The sequence below is a fragment of the Paracoccus sp. SY genome (genome assembly GCF_002901215.1).
Classification (GTDB): domain Bacteria; phylum Pseudomonadota; class Alphaproteobacteria; order Rhodobacterales; family Rhodobacteraceae; genus Paracoccus; species Paracoccus acridae.
Window position 1 is genome coordinate 21937 of sequence record NZ_NWMQ01000013.1, and the last position, 16556, is coordinate 38492.

At 65.8% G+C, this 16556-nt stretch carries 18 protein-coding genes and 1 tRNA gene; 12 read left to right on the plus strand and 7 right to left on the minus strand.

Translation table 11 applies throughout. The features are described 5' to 3' along the window. Positions 1-99: 99 nt before the first annotated feature. Both CK944_RS11840 and CK944_RS11845 read left to right on the plus strand, forming a co-directional pair. A complete protein-coding gene (locus CK944_RS11840) occupies positions 100-819 on the plus strand; it encodes a cytochrome c oxidase assembly protein (RefSeq protein ID WP_103173272.1) in 720 nt (239 codons plus the stop codon). Next, the gene (locus tag CK944_RS11845) at positions 816-1313 is read left to right on the plus strand and encodes a CopD family protein (RefSeq protein WP_103173273.1); all 498 of its coding nucleotides are present in this window, start codon (positions 816-818) and stop codon (positions 1311-1313) included. Before CK944_RS11840 ends, CK944_RS11845 begins: the two co-directional genes overlap by 4 nt. Here CK944_RS11845 and CK944_RS11850 read toward each other — a convergent pair. Next, positions 1301-1822, minus strand: a complete 522-nt coding sequence (locus tag CK944_RS11850) for a DUF2231 domain-containing protein (protein ID WP_103173274.1) — start codon at positions 1820-1822, stop codon at positions 1301-1303. The two genes, CK944_RS11845 and CK944_RS11850, sit on opposite strands and share 13 nt — an antisense overlap. On the opposite strand from CK944_RS11850, the gene CK944_RS11855 reads away from it, so the two are divergent. From CK944_RS11855 to CK944_RS11865, 3 genes are read left to right on the plus strand one after another with little or no spacing between them, the layout of a single operon-like run. After that, a complete protein-coding gene (locus tag CK944_RS11855; protein WP_239986052.1) occupies positions 1763-2512 on the plus strand; it encodes a cytochrome c oxidase subunit II in 750 nt (249 codons plus the stop codon). The two genes, CK944_RS11850 and CK944_RS11855, sit on opposite strands and share 60 nt — an antisense overlap. After that, on the plus strand, positions 2509-5016 hold the full coding sequence (gene ctaD / locus CK944_RS11860) for a cytochrome c oxidase subunit I (RefSeq protein WP_239986053.1): 2508 nt from the start codon (positions 2509-2511) through the stop codon (positions 5014-5016). Before CK944_RS11855 ends, ctaD begins: the two co-directional genes overlap by 4 nt. Then, on the plus strand, positions 5016-5327 hold the full coding sequence (locus tag CK944_RS11865; protein WP_103173276.1) for a hypothetical protein: 312 nt from the start codon (positions 5016-5018) through the stop codon (positions 5325-5327). The genes ctaD and CK944_RS11865 overlap by 1 nt, the downstream gene beginning before the upstream one ends. Before the next feature lie 7 nt (positions 5328-5334). Here the strand turns inward: CK944_RS11865 and CK944_RS11870 are convergent, their stop codons facing one another. Next, complete coding sequence (locus tag CK944_RS11870; protein WP_239986054.1) at positions 5335-5817, minus strand: Lrp/AsnC family transcriptional regulator; 483 nt, start codon at positions 5815-5817, stop codon at positions 5335-5337. A 115-nt stretch (positions 5818-5932) separates the two neighbouring features. Here CK944_RS11870 and hppD point away from each other — a divergent pair, with 115 nt between their 5' ends. The 7 genes from hppD (at position 5933) to CK944_RS11905 (ending at position 10527) form a co-directional block, all read left to right on the plus strand. Beyond that, positions 5933-7045 (plus strand): 4-hydroxyphenylpyruvate dioxygenase, encoded by a 1113-nt coding sequence (gene hppD / locus CK944_RS11875; RefSeq protein WP_103173277.1) that lies wholly within the window; start codon positions 5933-5935, stop codon positions 7043-7045. Positions 7046-7093: 48 nt separating this feature from the next. After that, complete coding sequence (locus CK944_RS11880; RefSeq protein ID WP_103173278.1) at positions 7094-7447, plus strand: Rieske 2Fe-2S domain-containing protein; 354 nt, start codon at positions 7094-7096, stop codon at positions 7445-7447. A gap of 60 nt (positions 7448-7507) precedes the next feature. Further along, positions 7508-7795 carry an Asp-tRNA(Asn)/Glu-tRNA(Gln) amidotransferase subunit GatC gene (gene gatC / locus CK944_RS11885; protein WP_103173279.1) on the plus strand — a complete coding sequence of 96 codons (288 nt, stop codon included), beginning with the start codon at positions 7508-7510 and terminating at the stop codon, positions 7793-7795. Then, on the plus strand, positions 7792-9273 hold the full coding sequence (gene gatA, locus CK944_RS11890; RefSeq protein WP_103173280.1) for an Asp-tRNA(Asn)/Glu-tRNA(Gln) amidotransferase subunit GatA: 1482 nt from the start codon (positions 7792-7794) through the stop codon (positions 9271-9273). The genes gatC and gatA overlap by 4 nt, the downstream gene beginning before the upstream one ends. 28 nt (positions 9274-9301) lie before the next feature. Beyond that, positions 9302-9655 carry a hypothetical protein gene (locus tag CK944_RS11895; protein WP_103173281.1) on the plus strand — a complete coding sequence of 118 codons (354 nt, stop codon included), beginning with the start codon at positions 9302-9304 and terminating at the stop codon, positions 9653-9655. Further along, entirely contained in the window at positions 9652-10317 is a 666-nt protein-coding gene (locus tag CK944_RS11900; protein WP_256388122.1) for an N-acetylmuramoyl-L-alanine amidase, read from the plus strand. Before CK944_RS11895 ends, CK944_RS11900 begins: the two co-directional genes overlap by 4 nt. A 135-nt stretch (positions 10318-10452) precedes the next feature. Then, positions 10453-10527, plus strand: a tRNA-Glu gene (locus CK944_RS11905). Between the two features lie 274 nt (positions 10528-10801). Here CK944_RS11905 and CK944_RS11910 read toward each other — a convergent pair. From CK944_RS11910 to CK944_RS11930, 5 genes are all read right to left on the minus strand, one after another. Further along, on the minus strand, positions 10802-11647 hold the full coding sequence (locus tag CK944_RS11910) for an ATP-binding cassette domain-containing protein (protein ID WP_103173282.1): 846 nt from the start codon (positions 11645-11647) through the stop codon (positions 10802-10804). Continuing rightward, positions 11644-12483 carry an ABC transporter ATP-binding protein gene (locus CK944_RS11915; RefSeq protein ID WP_103173283.1) on the minus strand — a complete coding sequence of 280 codons (840 nt, stop codon included), beginning with the start codon at positions 12481-12483 and terminating at the stop codon, positions 11644-11646. Before CK944_RS11915 ends, CK944_RS11910 begins: the two co-directional genes overlap by 4 nt. 3 nt (positions 12484-12486) lie before the next feature. Beyond that, the gene (locus CK944_RS11920; protein WP_103173284.1) at positions 12487-13386 is read right to left on the minus strand and encodes an ABC transporter permease subunit; all 900 of its coding nucleotides are present in this window, start codon (positions 13384-13386) and stop codon (positions 12487-12489) included. Further along, a complete protein-coding gene (locus tag CK944_RS11925; protein WP_103173285.1) occupies positions 13383-14390 on the minus strand; it encodes an ABC transporter permease subunit in 1008 nt (335 codons plus the stop codon). The genes CK944_RS11920 and CK944_RS11925 overlap by 4 nt, the downstream gene beginning before the upstream one ends. 71 nt (positions 14391-14461) lie before the next feature. Next, the gene (locus tag CK944_RS11930; protein ID WP_103173286.1) at positions 14462-16063 is read right to left on the minus strand and encodes an ABC transporter substrate-binding protein; all 1602 of its coding nucleotides are present in this window, start codon (positions 16061-16063) and stop codon (positions 14462-14464) included. Between the last annotated feature and the right edge of the window lie 493 nt (positions 16064-16556).

Genomic DNA, 16556 nt, shown 5'->3' on the forward strand with positions numbered 1-16556 from the left:
ACGCAACGCGGCACGAAACCCGAGGGGGGTGTTCGGGTTATCCTTCTGACCCGCCATGGGTCTGAACAATCGCACCGCCACCGATGACAGCGAGGAACAATGGATCAGCCCTATTGCGGACCCGGTGTTGCCCCTGACGGTTTGTGGACCGCCTGGAACACCGATCCGCCGTTGCTGATCGGGCTTGCGGTGCTGGCTTGGGCGATGTGGCGGCGCGGTGCGGGCAGGGCAGGGGGCATTGCGATTATCGCGCTTGCGGTCGCCTTCGTGTCGCCGCTTTGCGCGTTGACGGTCTCGCTGTTTTCGGCCCGCGCGGCGCATCACCTGATCCTGGCCGGCGTGGCTGCCCCTGCGTTGGCATTGGCTTGGCCCGTGGCCCGGCGCCTTCCGGCGCAGGTCGGTGCGGCGGGAATGGCCGCCGCCATGGCGGCGTGGCACCTGCCGTCCGTTTACGATGCGATCTGGCGGTCGGACGCGATCTATTGGGCCATGCAGGCGGCCCTGCTGCTGCCCGCCTGGGCCTTCTGGTCCGTCGTGCTGACGGACAGGGAAACACGATCCTTGGGAACCCAGGCGCTGGGCCACAGCTTCCTGACCCTTGGCCTGGCCGGGGTCATGGGCTTCCTGGGCGCGATCCTGACCTTTGCGCCGGGGGTGCTGTATCTTCAGCATGTGGACGGCGCTGCCCTGTGGGGGTTCAGCGCGATCGACGATCAGCGCCTGGCCGGCCTGATCCTGTGGGTGCCGGGCTTCCTGCCGATGGCGGCCCTGGCGGCCTGGATGTTGCGGCGAAGCTGGCGGCAGGGCTTTGCCGCATGATCGCGGCGCTGAAAGCGGTTCATATCGCGGCGATGCTGTGCTGGTGCGCGGGGCTGGTTGCCCTGCCGCTGCTGCTGATCACCTATGGGCACGCCCAGCGGCAGGTCCGCTATACCGAATTTCGGATGCTGACCCATTACGGCTATGTCGGTTTCGCGACGCCGGCCGCCGTGATCGCGGTCGTTGCCGGAACCGCGCTGATCTTCGCGGCCGAGGTGTTCGACCTGTGGCTGATCGCCAAGCTGGCCTTTGTCAGCGTGATGGCGATGGCCCATGCCTGGATCGGCCATCTGATCGAACAATCGGGCCTTCAGCGCCATGGCCAAGGCGACGATCCGACGCGCGGTTACCGGATGCCCTATCCGGGCATCGCGCTTGCCGTGATCCTGCCCGCGATCGCCGCGATCCTGTGGCTGGTGCTGGCCAAGCCGGACCTTGCCTGGATCGCCGAGATGCTGCCGTTCATCCAGGAACCGCGGGGTCAGGTGCCATGATCCCGCTGCGTCCCGATCTGATAGTCGAAGACCAGCTTGCCGCCGTGCCAGCCGGTGATCGTGGTCATCAGCAGCCCCAGGGCCGAGATCAGGATACCCACCGGCAGCACGGCTTCTTGCGGGTCGGGCAGGCGATAGCCCCAGTTCACGCCCAGAACCGACAGCAGCGTGCAGGCCAGGATGAAATGCGTCCAGCTTGGCGCGCGAATGCGGATGCCCGGCACGATCAGCAATTCGACCGTGCCGCTGATCCCCGCGACGACGCCCATGATGAAACCGATGCCCGCCGTCCAGACCGCCGCGCGCGGCCAGAATTCATCGCCCGTCCACCAGAACATCGCATCGGCCCCGAAGGTCAGGAAGGCCAGGGCGACAGGATAGGTGATCAGCATCGCGTGCAGCGGATGGCCCGCGATCGCGAACTTGGATTCGGTGTCGTTGAAGGCGGCGTGTTCCTCGATCGGGTCGGAAAGCCTGCGGCGCTGTCGCCAGGTTCGCTTCTGTCGCATCGGCACTGTCCTTTCGGTTCGCGCAAGGGGAAGGCCTGGCCCGCGCTTGCGGTTCCCCTTCTGGCCGCCTGCGAGGGCGATGTCAGCACCCTTGCCCCTGCCGGACCGGCGGCGGCGCAGATCGCCACCCTGTGGTGGGCCATGCTGATCGGATCCGGGCTGATCACGGCCCTGGTGCTGACGCTGGCGGGTCTTGCCATCTGGCGCGGCCCGCGGCCTTCGGACGAACGGCGCTGGATCATCTGGTGGGGGTTGGGCTTCAGCATGTCGGTGCTGGCCGTGCTTCTGGCCTTCGCGCTTTGGACGGGCGAACGGATGATCGCGCGCGACGACGGTGCCCTGCAGGTCCAGGCCGAGGCGCAGCAATGGGGCTGGCGCTTTACCCAACCCGGCCCAGGCGGCCCCGTGGTGACCGAGGGCGTGCTGTATGTCCCCGCAGGCCAGCCCTTCGACATCGTGCTGACCAGCCGCGACGTGATCCATTCCTTCTGGGTGCCCCAGCTTGGCGGCAAGATGGACGCCATCCCCGGCCATCGCAACGTCCACCGCCTGATGGCCGACGCGCCCGGCACGCACGAGGGCCTGTGCGCCGAGTTCTGCGGCATCGGCCATGCCGCCATGCGCTTCGAGGTGGTGGTCTATGACCCCGCCGACCCGCCGCCCTTCGTTTCCGCCGAAAGCCTTCCATGACCGAGAAGATGCACCCCTTCGCGCCGAACCCGCCTCGGAAGGCCCTGCTGCTACACCGGCAGATGCAGCGGGTCTGGTCCGACCTGCCGGGCTGGCGGGGGACCGTCTGTTCGGTCAACCACAGCACCATCGGGCTGCGGTTCATGGCGACGTCCTTTTTGTTCTTCGCCATCGGCGGCGTGCTGGCGATGCTGATCCGGGCGCAGCTTGCGACGCGCGACGGGGCCTTCCTGGATACGCAGCTGTATAACCAGATCTTCACGATGCACGGCAGCATCATGATGTTCCTGTTCGCCATTCCCATGCTGGAAGGGCTGTCCATGTGGCTTCTGCCCAAGATCCTGGGCTCGCGCGACATGGCGTTTCCGCGGCTGGGGGCGCTTGGCTATTGGTGCTATCTGTTCGGGGGGCTGATCATCCTGTCCTCGCTGCTGTTCGGCGTGGCCCCGGACGGCGGCTGGTTCATGTATGTGCCCCTGTCGGGCAAGACCTATACCCCTGGCATCAACGCCGATGTCTGGCTGCTGGGCGTGACCTTTGTCGAGATTTCCGCCGTCGCGGCGGCGGTCGAGATCATCGTGACCATCCTGCGCCTGCGCGCGGCGGGCATGGCGCTGACGCGGATGCCGCTGATGGGCTGGTACATGCTGGGCACCGCCGCGATGATGCTGGTGGGCTTTCCGCCGCTGATCCTGGGATCCATCCTGCTGGAACTGGAACGCGCCTTCGACTGGCCCTTCTTCGACATCCTGCGCGGGGGCGACCCGCTGCTGTGGCAGCACCTGTTCTGGCTGTTCGGCCACCCCGAGGTCTATATCATCTTCCTGCCCGCCGCGGGCGTTCTGTCCACGATCATCCCCGTATTCGCGCGCACGCGGATCCTGGGCTATGGCGCGATCGTCGCGGCGATCGTGGGGCTGGTGTTCCTGTCCTTCGGGCTTTGGGTGCATCACATGTTCACGGTGGGCATCCCGCATATGGCGCTGGCCTTCTTTTCCGCCGCGTCGGCCCTGGTGGCGGTGCCGACCTCGGTCCAGATTTTCGCATGGATCGGGACCATGTGGGCGGGGCGGGTGGAACTGCGCCTGCCGATGCTGCATGTCATCGGCTTCTTCGTGACCTTCGTGATGGGCGGGCTGACCGGCGTGATGGTCGCCATGGTGCCCTTCAACTGGCAGGCCCATGACACGCATTTCGTGGTCGCGCATCTGCACTATGTCCTGGTGGGCGGCTTCGTCTTCCCGATGATGGCCGGGATCACCTATTGGATGCCGATGATCAGCGGCCGTTTCCGCGTCCGCGCCTTGGGCGAGGCCGCCTTCTGGCTGATCTTCCTGGGCTTTCACGGCACCTTCTTCGTGATGCACCTGACCGGGCTTCTTGGGATGCCGCGCCGGATCGACCGCTATCCTGACAATCCCGAATGGGAATGGCTGAACCTGGTATCGTCCATCGGGGGGATGGTCATGTCGGTGGGATTTGCGCTGTTCGTGCTGGACATCGCGATGCAGTGGCTGTTCGGGCGGCGCAGCCACCGCAACCCGTGGAAGGCGAACACGCTGGACTGGGCCATGGCGCTGCCCGCGCCGCCCTACAACTTTTCCTCGCTGCCCAGTCCGGGGCGCGACGATGCCACCGCGATCCTGCCCCTGGCGCGGGGCGAGGGGCTGCTGCCCGGCGCCCCACGCCCCCGGCGCGAGGTTCTGGTGACGGATGCCGGCACCGGGCGACCCGACCATGTGGCGGTGGTGCCGGGCAATACCGCCCTGCCGATCTGGACCGCCGCCGCGCTTGGCAGCTTCTTCCTGCTGATGCTGGCGGGGCTTTATGTCGTGACGCCCCTGGCCATCGCCGCGATCCTGTGGGCGGGGTGGCGATGGGGCGGCTTCATGGGCAGCAGGGCCGATGCGCCTGACATCCCCGTCGCGCCGGGGCTGTCGCTGCCCGAACACTGGCAAGTCCGCCAGACCCTTGCCTACAGCGGGACGGTCACGCTGCTGGTCGCGGACGGCACGCTTTATGCGTCCCTGTTGTTCGGGGTGGCGTTCCTGACGGTCATCGCCCCGAACTGGCCCGCCCCCGACAGCGGCCTGGGTCTGGGCGCGCTGCTGACCGCAGGGGCGGCGTTGCTGGCCATGGTCCTGGCCACCCTTGCCGCGCGGCTGGCCGAAACGTGGCGGGCCACCCCTTCGGGCATGGGCGCGGCTTTGGCGGGCGTTCTGGCCGCCGGGCTGGCGCTTGTGCTGCTGGGGGGGCTGGCGATGCTGCTGGACGATCCCCGCCGCCATGCCCGCGATGCCCTGCGCGCGGTGTTGCTGGGCTATTCCGTCTTCCACGCGGTCGTGGCGCTGATGCTGGGGCTGCGCAGCCTGTGCGACGCCCGTCAGGGACGAACCAGCCACCAGCGTCGGGGCGCCGCGCCCGTCTGGCAGTTGTTCCAGGCCTTCTGGCTGGCGACATCCGCCCTGTCCTTCGGCGTCGTTGCCCTGCAGGAGATCGGCTGATGCTCTGGGTCGCACGGATGCTGGCCGGCCCGATGCTGTGGGGAGGGCTGTTTTCCGCCGTCTATGGTCTGCACGGCCTGGGTTGCGCCCTGGGCTGGCCCGACCGTCCGACGCCCTTTGGTCCGCTGCATCCGGGCGGGATGATCCTGCTGTGGCTGGTGGGGCTGGGCCTGCATGGCCTGCTGATCGCACTGAACCGGGCAGGGTGCAGCGACAGGCAAAACCTGCTGGTCCGGTCGGGCAACTGGATCGGCGCCGTCGCCAGTGCCGTGACGCTGCTTCCCGTGATCGTCACCTCAAGCTGCGGCTGAGGCGGTTTCAGGGAACGGCGACCGGCGGCAGCCCCCGGTCGTCCTTCAACGTCTTCAGCACGATTTCCGACCGCACCTGGGACACTTGGGGATGGGGCAGCAGGTGACGGTGGACGAAGTCCGCAAAGGCGTCCAGGTCGCGCACCCGCACGTCCAGCACATAATCCGCATCCCCCGACACCGAAAAAGCCGACCGGATCTGGGGGTGGCTTTCCACGAAGCGGGCGAAGTCGTCATCCTTGCCCTGTCCGTGGCTGGCCAGGTTCACGCGGATGATGGCGCGCAGCCCATAGCCCAGCCGGGCCGCGCTGAGCCGCGCCGCATATCCCTCGATCACGCCGGCCTGTTCCAGCGCCGCCCGCCTGCGCGAACATTGCGACGGGGACAGATTCACGACTTCGGCCAGGGCGGCATTGGTCATGGACCCGTCCCGCTGCAAGGCGGCAAGGATTGCAATGTCGAAGCTGTCCAGGCTTGCAGCCTGCATCATTTGCCGGTTTCCTGCACGATCCGTGCAAATCTTGGCGGAAGTTGGGGTGTTTCGCAAGCATCGTGCAAGTCCCTTGTGACATTCTTGTTGCACGCGCAACGAACAGGAGGATGCCATGGGACCGTTCCCGCACAACGCCCCCTTGGCCACGATCAGCGACATCAATCCCGCCGGGACCGATGGCTTCGAATTCGTCGAATTCGCCCATCCCGACCCGCAGGTGCTTGACCGAATCTTCCGCCAGATGGGTTTCGTCCCGGTCGCAAGGCACAAGACCCGCGACATCACGCTGTATCGCCAGGGCGACATCAACTATCTGCTGAATGCCGATCCCGACAGCCATGCGGCTGGCTTCGTTGGGGAACACGGCCCCTGCGCCCCGGCGATGGCCTGGCGCGTGGTCGATGCCCAAGTGGCGTTGAAACGCGCGCTGGATCTGGGCGCGACCGAATATACCGGACCGGGCAAGTCGATCTCGGCCCCTGCCGTTTACGGCATCGGCGGATCGCTTCTGTATTTCATCGACAGATACGGCGCCGAAGGCAGCGCCTATCGGGCCGACTATGACTGGCTGGGCGAACCCGATCCCCGTCCCGAAGGTTTCGGCTTCTACTACCTCGATCACCTGACCCATAACGTGATCCGGGGCAACATGGACACCTGGTACAAGTTCTACCACGACACGTTCAATTTCCGCGAGATCAAGTATTTCGACATCAAGGGCAAGCAGACCGGCCTTGTCAGCCGGGCGCTGACCAGCCCCGACGGCAAGATCCGCATCCCCATCAACGAATCCACCGACGATCACAGCCAGATCGAGGAATACCTGCGCGAATACAAGGGCGAGGGGATCCAGCACATCGCCATCGCGTCCGAGGACATCTATGCCGGCACCGACCGGATCCGGGACGCGGGAATGGAGTTCATGCCCGGACCGCCCGACACCTATTACGAGATGTCGCACAAGCGGGTGAAGGGCCATCAGGAACCCATCGAGCGGATGAAGAAGCACGGCATCCTGATCGACGGCGAAGGCGTGGTCGGCGGGGGCGAGACGCGGGTTCTGCTGCAGATCTTCTCGAAAACCGTGATCGGGCCGATCTTCTTCGAATTCATCCAGCGCAAGGGCGACGACGGCTTTGGCGAGGGCAATTTCCGCGCCCTGTTCGAATCCATCGAGGAAGACCAGATCCGCCGTGGCGTCCTGAACGCCGCGCCTGCGGAGTAAGGCCAAGGCCCGTCCGCATCGCGCGGGCGGGTTTCTGGTGGATGCCCGATGGCCTGGACCGATTATTCCTCCGCCCCCGCGCCGGGCACCCCCGTCTGCGAGGCGGCGCAGGTGGGCGACGTGCTGTCCCTGTCCGTGACGACGGACCGGGGCGCCTTTCCTATGCTGATCCTGCGCGCGGGCGGCGATCTGCGCGCCTATGTCAATGCCTGCCCCCACCAGTATCTGCCGCTGGATTACCGCAGCGACCGGCTTGTCTCGGCCGACGGGACGATGCTGATGTGTTCGGCCCATGGCGCGCGCTTCGACATCCTGACGGGCGCGGCCGTGGCGGGCGCCGATTGCGGCCTGGACGCGGTGCCCGTCAGGATCGTGGACGGGATGGTGGTGATCGGGGGCTGAGGCGCTTCTTGCGGGGGCGTGTCGGGGGCTGTAAACCCGCGCCCAACGAAAGGAAACGTCATGTCGATCACCGAGGATCAGGCCCGAAAGGTCGCCCATCTGGCACGCATCGCCGTCGATGACGCCGCCTTGCCCGCGTTGGCGCGCGAACTGAACGGCATCCTGCATTTCATGGAACAGTTGAACGAAGTGGACGTCACCGGCGTCGAGCCGATGACCGGCGTCACCCCCATGCGCCTCAAGCGGCGCGAGGATGTCGTGACCACCGGCGACATGGCCGACCGCATCCTGTCCAACGCCCCCGACGCGCGCGAGGGGTTCTTTGCCGTCCCGAAGGTGGTGGAATGACCGATCTGAACACGCTGACCATCGCCGACGCGCGCGACGCACTGCGCAAAGGCGACACCACCGCCGTCGAACTGACCGAGGCCTGCCTTTCGGCCATCGACGCCGCGGGCGCGCTGAACGCCTTTGTCCATCACACGCCCGACATGGCCCGCGACATGGCCCAGGCGGCGGATGCCCGGATCAAGGCGGGCAATGCCGCCCCGCTGACCGGCATCCCCTTGGGCATCAAGGATGTCTTCTGCGTGAAGGGCGTGCCCAGCCAGGCCGCCAGCCGCATCCTGGAGGGATTTCGCCCGGAATATGAATCCACCGTCACCCAGAACCTGTGGAACGCGGGCGCGGTGATGCTGGGCAAGCTGAACCAGGACGAATTCGCGATGGGTTCGGCCAACGAATCCAGCTGCTATGGCCCCGCCGTGAACCCCTGGAAGGTCGATGACCGGCAGTTGACGCCGGGCGGATCGTCCGGCGGTTCGGCGGCGGCGGTGGCGGCTGATCTGTGCCTTGCGGCGACCGGAACGGACACCGGCGGGTCGATCCGCCAGCCTGCGGCCTTTACCGGCATCGTGGGGCTGAAGCCCACCTATGGCCGGGTCAGCCGCTGGGGCGTGATCGCCTATGCGTCGTCCTTGGACCAGGCCGGGCCGATGACCAAGACGGTGCGCGACGCGGCGATCATGCTGGGCGCGATGGCATCCGTCGATCCGCAGGATTCGACCAGCGCCGACCATCCCGTTCCCGATTATGAATCCCTGCTGACCGGCGACATCCGCGGCAAGCGCATCGGCATCCCGCGCGAATACCGCTTGGACGGGATGCCTGCCGAAATCGACGCCCTGTGGCACAAGGGCGCGGAAATGCTGCGCGACGCGGGTGCCGAGATCGTGGACATCAGCCTGCCGCATACGAAATACGCGCTGCCCGCCTATTACGTGATCGCCCCGGCCGAGGCGTCGTCGAACCTCGCCCGTTACGACGGGGTGCGCTATGGCCACCGCGCCAAGCTGGGCCAGGGCGACGGCATCACCGAGATGTATGAAAAGACCCGCGCCGAGGGCTTCGGCCTCGAGGTGCAGCGCCGCGTGATGATCGGCACCTATGTGCTGTCGGCGGGCTTCTATGACGCCTATTACAACCGCGCCCGCAAGGTCCGCGCGCTGATCAAGCGCGACTTCGACAATGTCTTCGCCGAAGGGATCGACGCCATCCTGGCGCCGACCACGCCGACGGCCGCCTTCGGGATCGGGGCGATGGACAGCAGCGACCCGGTGCAGATGTATCTGAACGATGTCTTCACGGTGACGCTGAACCTGGTCGGCCTGCCCGGCATCGCGGTGCCCGTGGGCCTGGACAAGAAGGGCCTGCCGCTGGGCCTGCAGATGTTCGGTAAGCCCTTCCAGGAAGACGAGCTTCTGAACCACGCGCTTGTTCTGGAACGCGCTGCCGGATTTGTGGCAAAGCCCGAACGCTGGTGGTAGGGTCGCCCCAGTGGCATATCCAGGAGGCATGATGCGCGGCTGTCTGATCCTTTCGGTGCTGGCGCTTGCCGGCTGTGGCGAACACCTGGGCTGGAACCCGAACTACAACTTCGGCCCGACCCGCTATGGCGAATACCGCGCCACGCGAGAGGCTGCCTTGGTGACGGCCACGGAATCGCCCAGGACCATCCCGGTCGCGCGGCCCTTCTATGCCCCCACCGGCGCGGACATCGCCGGCCAAAGCCCCGTGCCGATCCCGCCCACCATGGGCGTGGACAAGGTCCGCGTGGTCAGGCCCGCGGCCGTTCCCGCGTCCCGTTCCGGCGAACCTGTCGTGATCGTGCCCCCATCCATGCGCACGGGCGACCAGCCCCCGCTGTGAGCGAGGGCTTCCCCAGCCCCAACCACGGCGACAGGCGCGGTCAGCGTCCCGAACTGATCGTCCTGCACTATACCGGCATGGCCGACACGGCCGAGGCCCGCGCGCGCCTTTGCGACCCTAGGGCCGAGGTCAGCGCGCATTGGCTGGTCCACGAGGACGGTCGCACAGAAGCCCTTGTCCCCGAGGATCGCCGCGCCTGGCACGCGGGCGCCGGGTCCTGGCAGGGCCGGGACGACGTGAACTCGCGCAGCATCGGGATCGAGATAGCCAATCCCGGCGACCGTCCCTTTCCCCTGGCCCAGATGGATGCGGTCGTTGCCCTGCTGCGCGACATCATGGCCCGCTGGTCCATCGGCCCCGGGGCCGTGATCGCCCATTCCGACATGGCCCCCGGCCGCAAGATCGACCCCGGCCCCCGCTTCGACTGGCAGCGCCTGGCGCGGGAAGGCCTGGCGGTGCCAGGGGGGCAGGGACCGGACCTGCCGTTGGCCGACAGCCTGACCCGTATCGGCTATCCGCCGGTCGATCCCGGCCTGCGCCTGGCCGCGTTCCGCCTGCGGTTCCGTCCATGGGGGAAGGGGGCCGAATGCACTGCCGACCGCCGCTGTGCGGCCTTCGTGGCCGCCTTCCTGACCGCATCCGAGGATGGCGCCGGGGTCTGACATCCGCGTTCCGCAAGCCTTGATCGGCGGCCCAAAGATTTTTGCAGATCCCCCGAAATTTCCGCTTGCACCCCCCTGCGGCATTGCCTAAACACCGCTCCACGCCACCCGGACAGACGGGAAGCGAAACACAGTGGCCCGTTCGTCTATCGGTTAGGACGTCAGGTTTTCAACCTGAAAAGAGGGGTTCGACTCCCCTACGGGCTGCCACTACTTCCTTTGAATTTGCGACGACGTGCCTTGTCCCTTGGGACAGAGGGTTGGCTTATCAAAGCCTTGGTCCGGCCGGTCAACGCATGCGAAGCTGCTTGCCGCGGCTTGATTGCGCTCCAGCCTCGATGGGAATGGCGGCCGGTCGTATGGATGCGCAGCGCGACCACCAAAGGCGGACACAAGCGTGTCTGCGTCTCTACCCCGAGGCAGATGCGGCCCCCCTGTCTTTCGACAGAGGGGCCGGATCACCGTACATCTTCCGACTGGCAGCCTAGGCGACTGCGCCCTGCCGCGCGGCCTTGCGGCGGGCGACCCGTGCCCGGATCGCCTCGACATCGGTGACGGGGGTCGCCGCGAACAACTGCCGCGTATAGGGATGGGTCGGGTTGGCAAAGATCGCCTCGCGCGTGCCCTGTTCGACCGCCTCGCCCTTCGAGATCACCATCACATCGTCCGCGATATAGCGCACCACCGACAGGTCGTGGCTGACGAAGACATAGGTCAGGCCCATCTCGTCCTGGAGGTCGGCCAGCAGGTTCAGCACCTGCGCCTGCACCGACAGGTCCAGCGCCGAGACGGGTTCGTCCAGCACCAGCAGTGACGGGTTCAGCATCAAGGCCCGCGCGATCGCGATCCGCTGCCGCTGCCCGCCCGAGAACATGTGCGGATAGCGGTTGTAATGCTCGGGCATCAGCCCGACCTTCTGCAGCATCGCCCGCGCCCGGTCGCGGCGTTCGGCGGCGGGCACGTCGGTGTTGATGACCAGGGGCTCGGTCAGCACGTCGCCGATCTTCTGGCGCGGGTTCAGGCTGCCATAGGGGTTCTGGAACACCATCTGCACCTTGGATCGCAACTCGGGGCCAGGGCGGCGGGCGGAAATGTCCACGCGCTGCCCTTCGATCAGCAACTCTCCACCCGAGGCCGGGTCGATCAGCGCGATGATGCGGGCCAGCGTGGACTTGCCGGACCCGGATTCGCCGACGATGGCCAGCGTCTTGCCCTTTTGCACGCTGAAGTCGATGCCCTTGACCGCGCGGACATTCCTGGCGCGGCGCAGCATGTTGCCCGGAACGTGGTAATCGCGGACGATGGCGCGTCCCTCGACGACGGGGGTCATCGCACGGCCTCCTTATCGAAAAAGTCTGACACGGTGGGCAGGCGGTCGCCGGTCGCGTGTTCCGGCAGGGCCGCCAGCAGCGCGCGGGTATAGGGGCTTTGCGGGTTCTCGAACAGGTCAAGCACCTCGGCCTCTTCCATCTTGCGGCCCTTGTACTGGACCACCACGCGGTCGGCGGTCTCGGCCACCACCCCCATGTCATGGGTGATGAGGATCAGGCCCATGCCGTAATCCTCTTGCAAGGACATCAGCAGGTCCAGGATCTGCTTCTGGATGGTCACGTCCAGGGCGGTCGTGGGTTCGTCGGCGATCAGCAGCCGGGGGTTCGAGGCGATGGCGATGGCGATCATCACCCGCTGGCACTGCCCGCCCGACATCTGGTGGGGATAGGCCTTCAGCTTCTCCTCGGGTTCCGGGATGCCCACGGCGCGGAACAGTTCCAGCGCGCGGTTCCGCGCGGCCTTGCCCGACAGGCCCAGGTTAAGGCGCAGGACCTCCTCGATCTGGAAGCCCACGGTGAAGGACGGGTTCAGGGACGCCACAGGTTCCTGGAAGATCATCGTGATCTCGCGCCCGATCAACTTGCGCCGCTGGGCCGGGGTCATGGCCAGGATGTCCTGGCCGTCATAGGTCATCTGGTCGGCGGTGACGGTGGCGGTGTCGGGCAGAAGCCCCATCACCGCCAGCATCGACACCGACTTGCCGGACCCGGATTCGCCGACGATGGCCAGAACCTCGCCCCGGTCCACGGACAGGTCCACCCCGTCCACGGCGGTGAAGCTGCCGGTCGCGGTGGCGAAGCGGACGGTCAGGTTGCGGATGGTCAGCAGGGACATCGGTCAGCTCCGCTTCAGTTTGGGGTCGAGCGCGTCGCGAAGCCCGTCGCCCATCATGTTGATCGCCAGCACCGACACCAGGATGGCCAGCCCCGGCAGGGTGACGACCCACCAGGCGCGCAGGATGAATTCGCGCGCCTCGGCCAGCATGGTGCCCCATTCCGGCGCGGGCGGCTGCGCGCCCATGCCCAGGAAGCCAAGCGCGGCCGAATCCAGCACGGCCGAGGAGAAGGACAGCGTGGCCTGCACGATCAGCGGCCCCAGGCAGTTGGGCAGGATGGTCTTGAACATCAGGCGCAGGTTGCCCGCGCCTGCCACACGCGCGGCGGTGACGTATTCGCGCTGCATTTCCCCCATCACGGCGGCGCGGGTCAGGCGTGCGAAATGCGGCTGATAGACGATGGCGATGGCGATCATCGCATTGGTCAGTCCCGGTCCCAGGATGGCGACCAGCACAAGCGCCAGCAGCAGCGACGGAAAGGCCAGGATCACGTCCATCACCCGCATGATGACCGCATCGACCCAGCCTCGGAAGAAGCCGGCGATCAGCCCGATGATGACGCCGCCCACCAGGGCGATAGCCACCACCACGATGCCGATGAACAGCGAATACTGCGCGCCGAAGATCAGCCGCGACAGCATGTCCCGGCCCACGGCGTCGGTGCCCAGCAGGAACTCGGCCCGGCCCCCTTCCTGCCAGACGGGCGGCAAGAGGAAGGCGTCGCGATATTGCATGGTCGGATTGTGCGGCGCCAGCACGGGCGCGAAGATCGCGGTCAGCACCAGCAGGACAAAGACGAACAGCCCGGCCACGGCACCCCGGTTCTGGCGGAAATAGAACCAGAACTCGGCCAGCATCTGGCGGCGGATCGCGCTGCTGGACAGTTGGACGGTATCGCTCATGACGCGCGGATCCTCGGGTTGATAAGGCCATAGGTCAGATCGACCAGCAGGTTCACCACCATCACCATCCCGGCGATCAGCAGCAGGCCCGACTGCACGACCGGATAGTCGCGCCGGGAGATGGAATCGATCATCCACTTGCCGATGCCCGGCCAGGAAAAGATCGTCTCGGTCAGGATGGCGCCCGCGATCAGCACGCCGATCTGCAGGCCGATGGTGGTCACGACCGGGATCATCGCGTTGCGCAGCGCATGGACGCCGATCACCCGACGGCGCGGCATTCCCTTGGCCCGGGCGGTGCGGACGTAATCCTCGCCCATCACCTCAAGCATGGCGGACCGGGTCTGCCGCGCGATCACCGCCAGCGGGATCGTGGCCAGCACGACCGATGGCAGGATCAGGTGGCTGACGGCCGATGTGAACGCGCCCTCTTGCCCCGAGATCAGGCTGTCGATCAGCATGAAGCCCGTCACCTGCGGGAAGTAGTACATCAGGCTGATCCGCCCCGACACGGGCGTCCAGCCCAGGAAGCCGGAAAAGAAGATGATCAGCAGCAGGCCCCACCAGAAGATCGGCATCGAGAAGCCGACCAGGGCCGAGGTCATCGAGATCTGGTCGAACCAGCTTCCGCGCTTGATCGCGGCCAGAACGCCGACCGGCACGCCGATCAGCGTGGCGATCAGGATCGCGCAGAGGCCCAGCTCGACCGTCGCCGGGAACAGGGCCAGGAATTCCGTCAGCACGGGCTTTTTCGTGACCAGCGAATTGCCCAGGTCGCCCTGCAGCAGGCGCCCGAGGAAGTCGAAATACTGCATCACGACCGGCTTGTCGAAACCCAGCTGCGCGCTGAGTTCGGCGTGGCGTTCGGGCGAGACGCCGCGTTCGCCCGCCATCAGCAGCACCGGGTCGCCCGGCAGGATGCGGACGAAGCCGAAGGCCACGATGGTGATCCCCAGGAAGGTCGGGATCAGATACAACAGCTTTGAAAGCAGGAAACGGACCATATGCCTTGTTCCTTTGGGAACGCGCGGGTTTTCGGCCCGCGCGTTCGTCTGTCAGACAATGTGATCCAGGCTTATTCGGCCAGATCCACGGTTTCGAAGGTAAAGTCGCCCAGGGGGCTCATGACGAAGCCCGACACCTCGGACCGCATCGGCACGTATTGCGTCGAATGGGCGATGGTCAGCCAGGGGGCCTGGTCCTTGAAGATCACCTGGGCCTGTTCGTACAGCTTCGTGCGCTCTGCCTGGTCCGAGGTCACCTTGGCCTGCTGCAGCAGGTCCGAGAATTCCTCGTTGCACCAGAAGGCGCGGTTCGCGCCGCCTTCCTTGGCGGAATCGCAGGACAGCAGGACCGACAGGAAGTTGTCGGGATCGCCGTTGTCGCCGGTCCAGCCCAGGATCACCGCGCCGTCGCGGCCGGGTTCCATCGACTTGGACAGGTATTCGCCCCATTCATAGGACACGATCTGCGCGTTGACGCCGACCTTGGACAGGTCTTCCTGCATCAGTTCGGCCGTGCGGCGGGCATTGGGCATATAGGGCCGCTGCACGGGCATCGCCCAGATGTTCATCGACAGGTTCGTGACGCCTTCGGCCTCCAGCATGGCCTTGGCGGCCTCGGGATCATAGGGGTCGTCCTGGACGGCGTCGTTATAGGACCACATGGTGGGCGGGATCGGGTTCTTGGCCGGTTCCGCCGCGCCCTGGAAGACGCCCTGGATGATGGCTTCCTTGTTGATGGCCATGTTCAGCGCCTTGCGGACCTTCGGGTTGTCGAAGGGCGCGACCGTGGTGTTATAGGCCAGATAGCCCACGTTCAGGCCCGGCTGTTCGTCCAGCTTCAGGCTGTTGTCGGCCTTGATCGATTCCAGATCCGCCGGCGAGGGATAGGGCATCAGGTGGCATTCGCCGGCCTTCAGCTTTTGCAGCCGGACCGAGGAATCGGGCGTGATGGCGAAGATCAGGTCGTCGATCTTGGGCGCCTCGCCCCAGTAATCGGCGTTCTTCTGGTACCGGATCACCGCGTCCTTCTGATAAGCCACGAAGCGGAACGGACCCGTGCCGATCGGCGTGTTGTTCAGGTCTTCCTTGGTTCCGGCGGCTTCCAGGGCGTCAGCGTATTCCTTGGACACGATGGACGCGAAGGGCATCGCGATATTGGCCAGGAACGGCGCTTCGGGCTGGTTCAGCGTGAACTTGACGGTATAGTCGTCAACCTTCTCGACCGACTTCACCAGGTTCGGCATGTCCATCGAGGTGTAGTATTCATAGGTGATGCCGGGAATGTACTGGTGCCAGGGGTGGTTGGGATCACCCTGCCGCTGGAAAGAGAAGACCACGTCGTCGGCGTTGAAGTCGCGCGTGGGCGTAAAGCGGTCGTTCGAATGGAACTTGACGCCCTGGCGCAGCTTGAAGGTGTATTCGGTGCCGTCCTCGGACACTTCCCAGCTTTCGGCCAGGCCGGGCTCGACCTCGGTCGTGCCCTTCTTGAACTCGGTCAGGCGGTTGTAGATCGGGTGGCCCGACGCGTCGAAGGTGGTGCCCGACGTATAGGGCGAGGGATCGAAGCCTTCGGGCGAGGCTTCCGAGCAATAGACGAAGGTCTTTGCTTCGGCAAAGGCGGTCGTCAGCGCCAGCGCCGATACGGCCAGAAGGCCATGGGACAGATATTTCATGCGAATGATCCTTTCGCTCTCTGTTGATCTTGCGACCGCGTTGTCGCCGGGCTTCGCGGTGCGTATTTCTTGGGCATGTTTCCGATGAGGCAAGTTGCGCCACCAGCAACAGCCTGTAAAGCCGGTTCCCTTCACATGCTGCAAGCCGGACGTAAGGTCAATCGTCCTTACCCAAACCGCAGCCTTCCTCTTCCACCGCAGACCGATCCGGTTGCCAGAAGCACCCGCTTGGTTTCCAGAGCGATTCTGCACTTTTAGGTTGAACAACATTGGCGGCCGCGCGAGCGCCGCCCCATCAAGGTTCCCTTAATTTTCCGCAAAGGCGAGGATCTGCGCATCGTGCAATTCCCGAAGGCGCCCTTTCGCCGATGGATTTTCCATGATCACGCAAGCCGATGTTATCCCACGTCTTCCGCAAGCCTGGGCTGATCTTTTGAATCGTGGACAGGTTTTGGTGCCAGCATCATGATCAACTTCAGTGATAGGTTCTTGA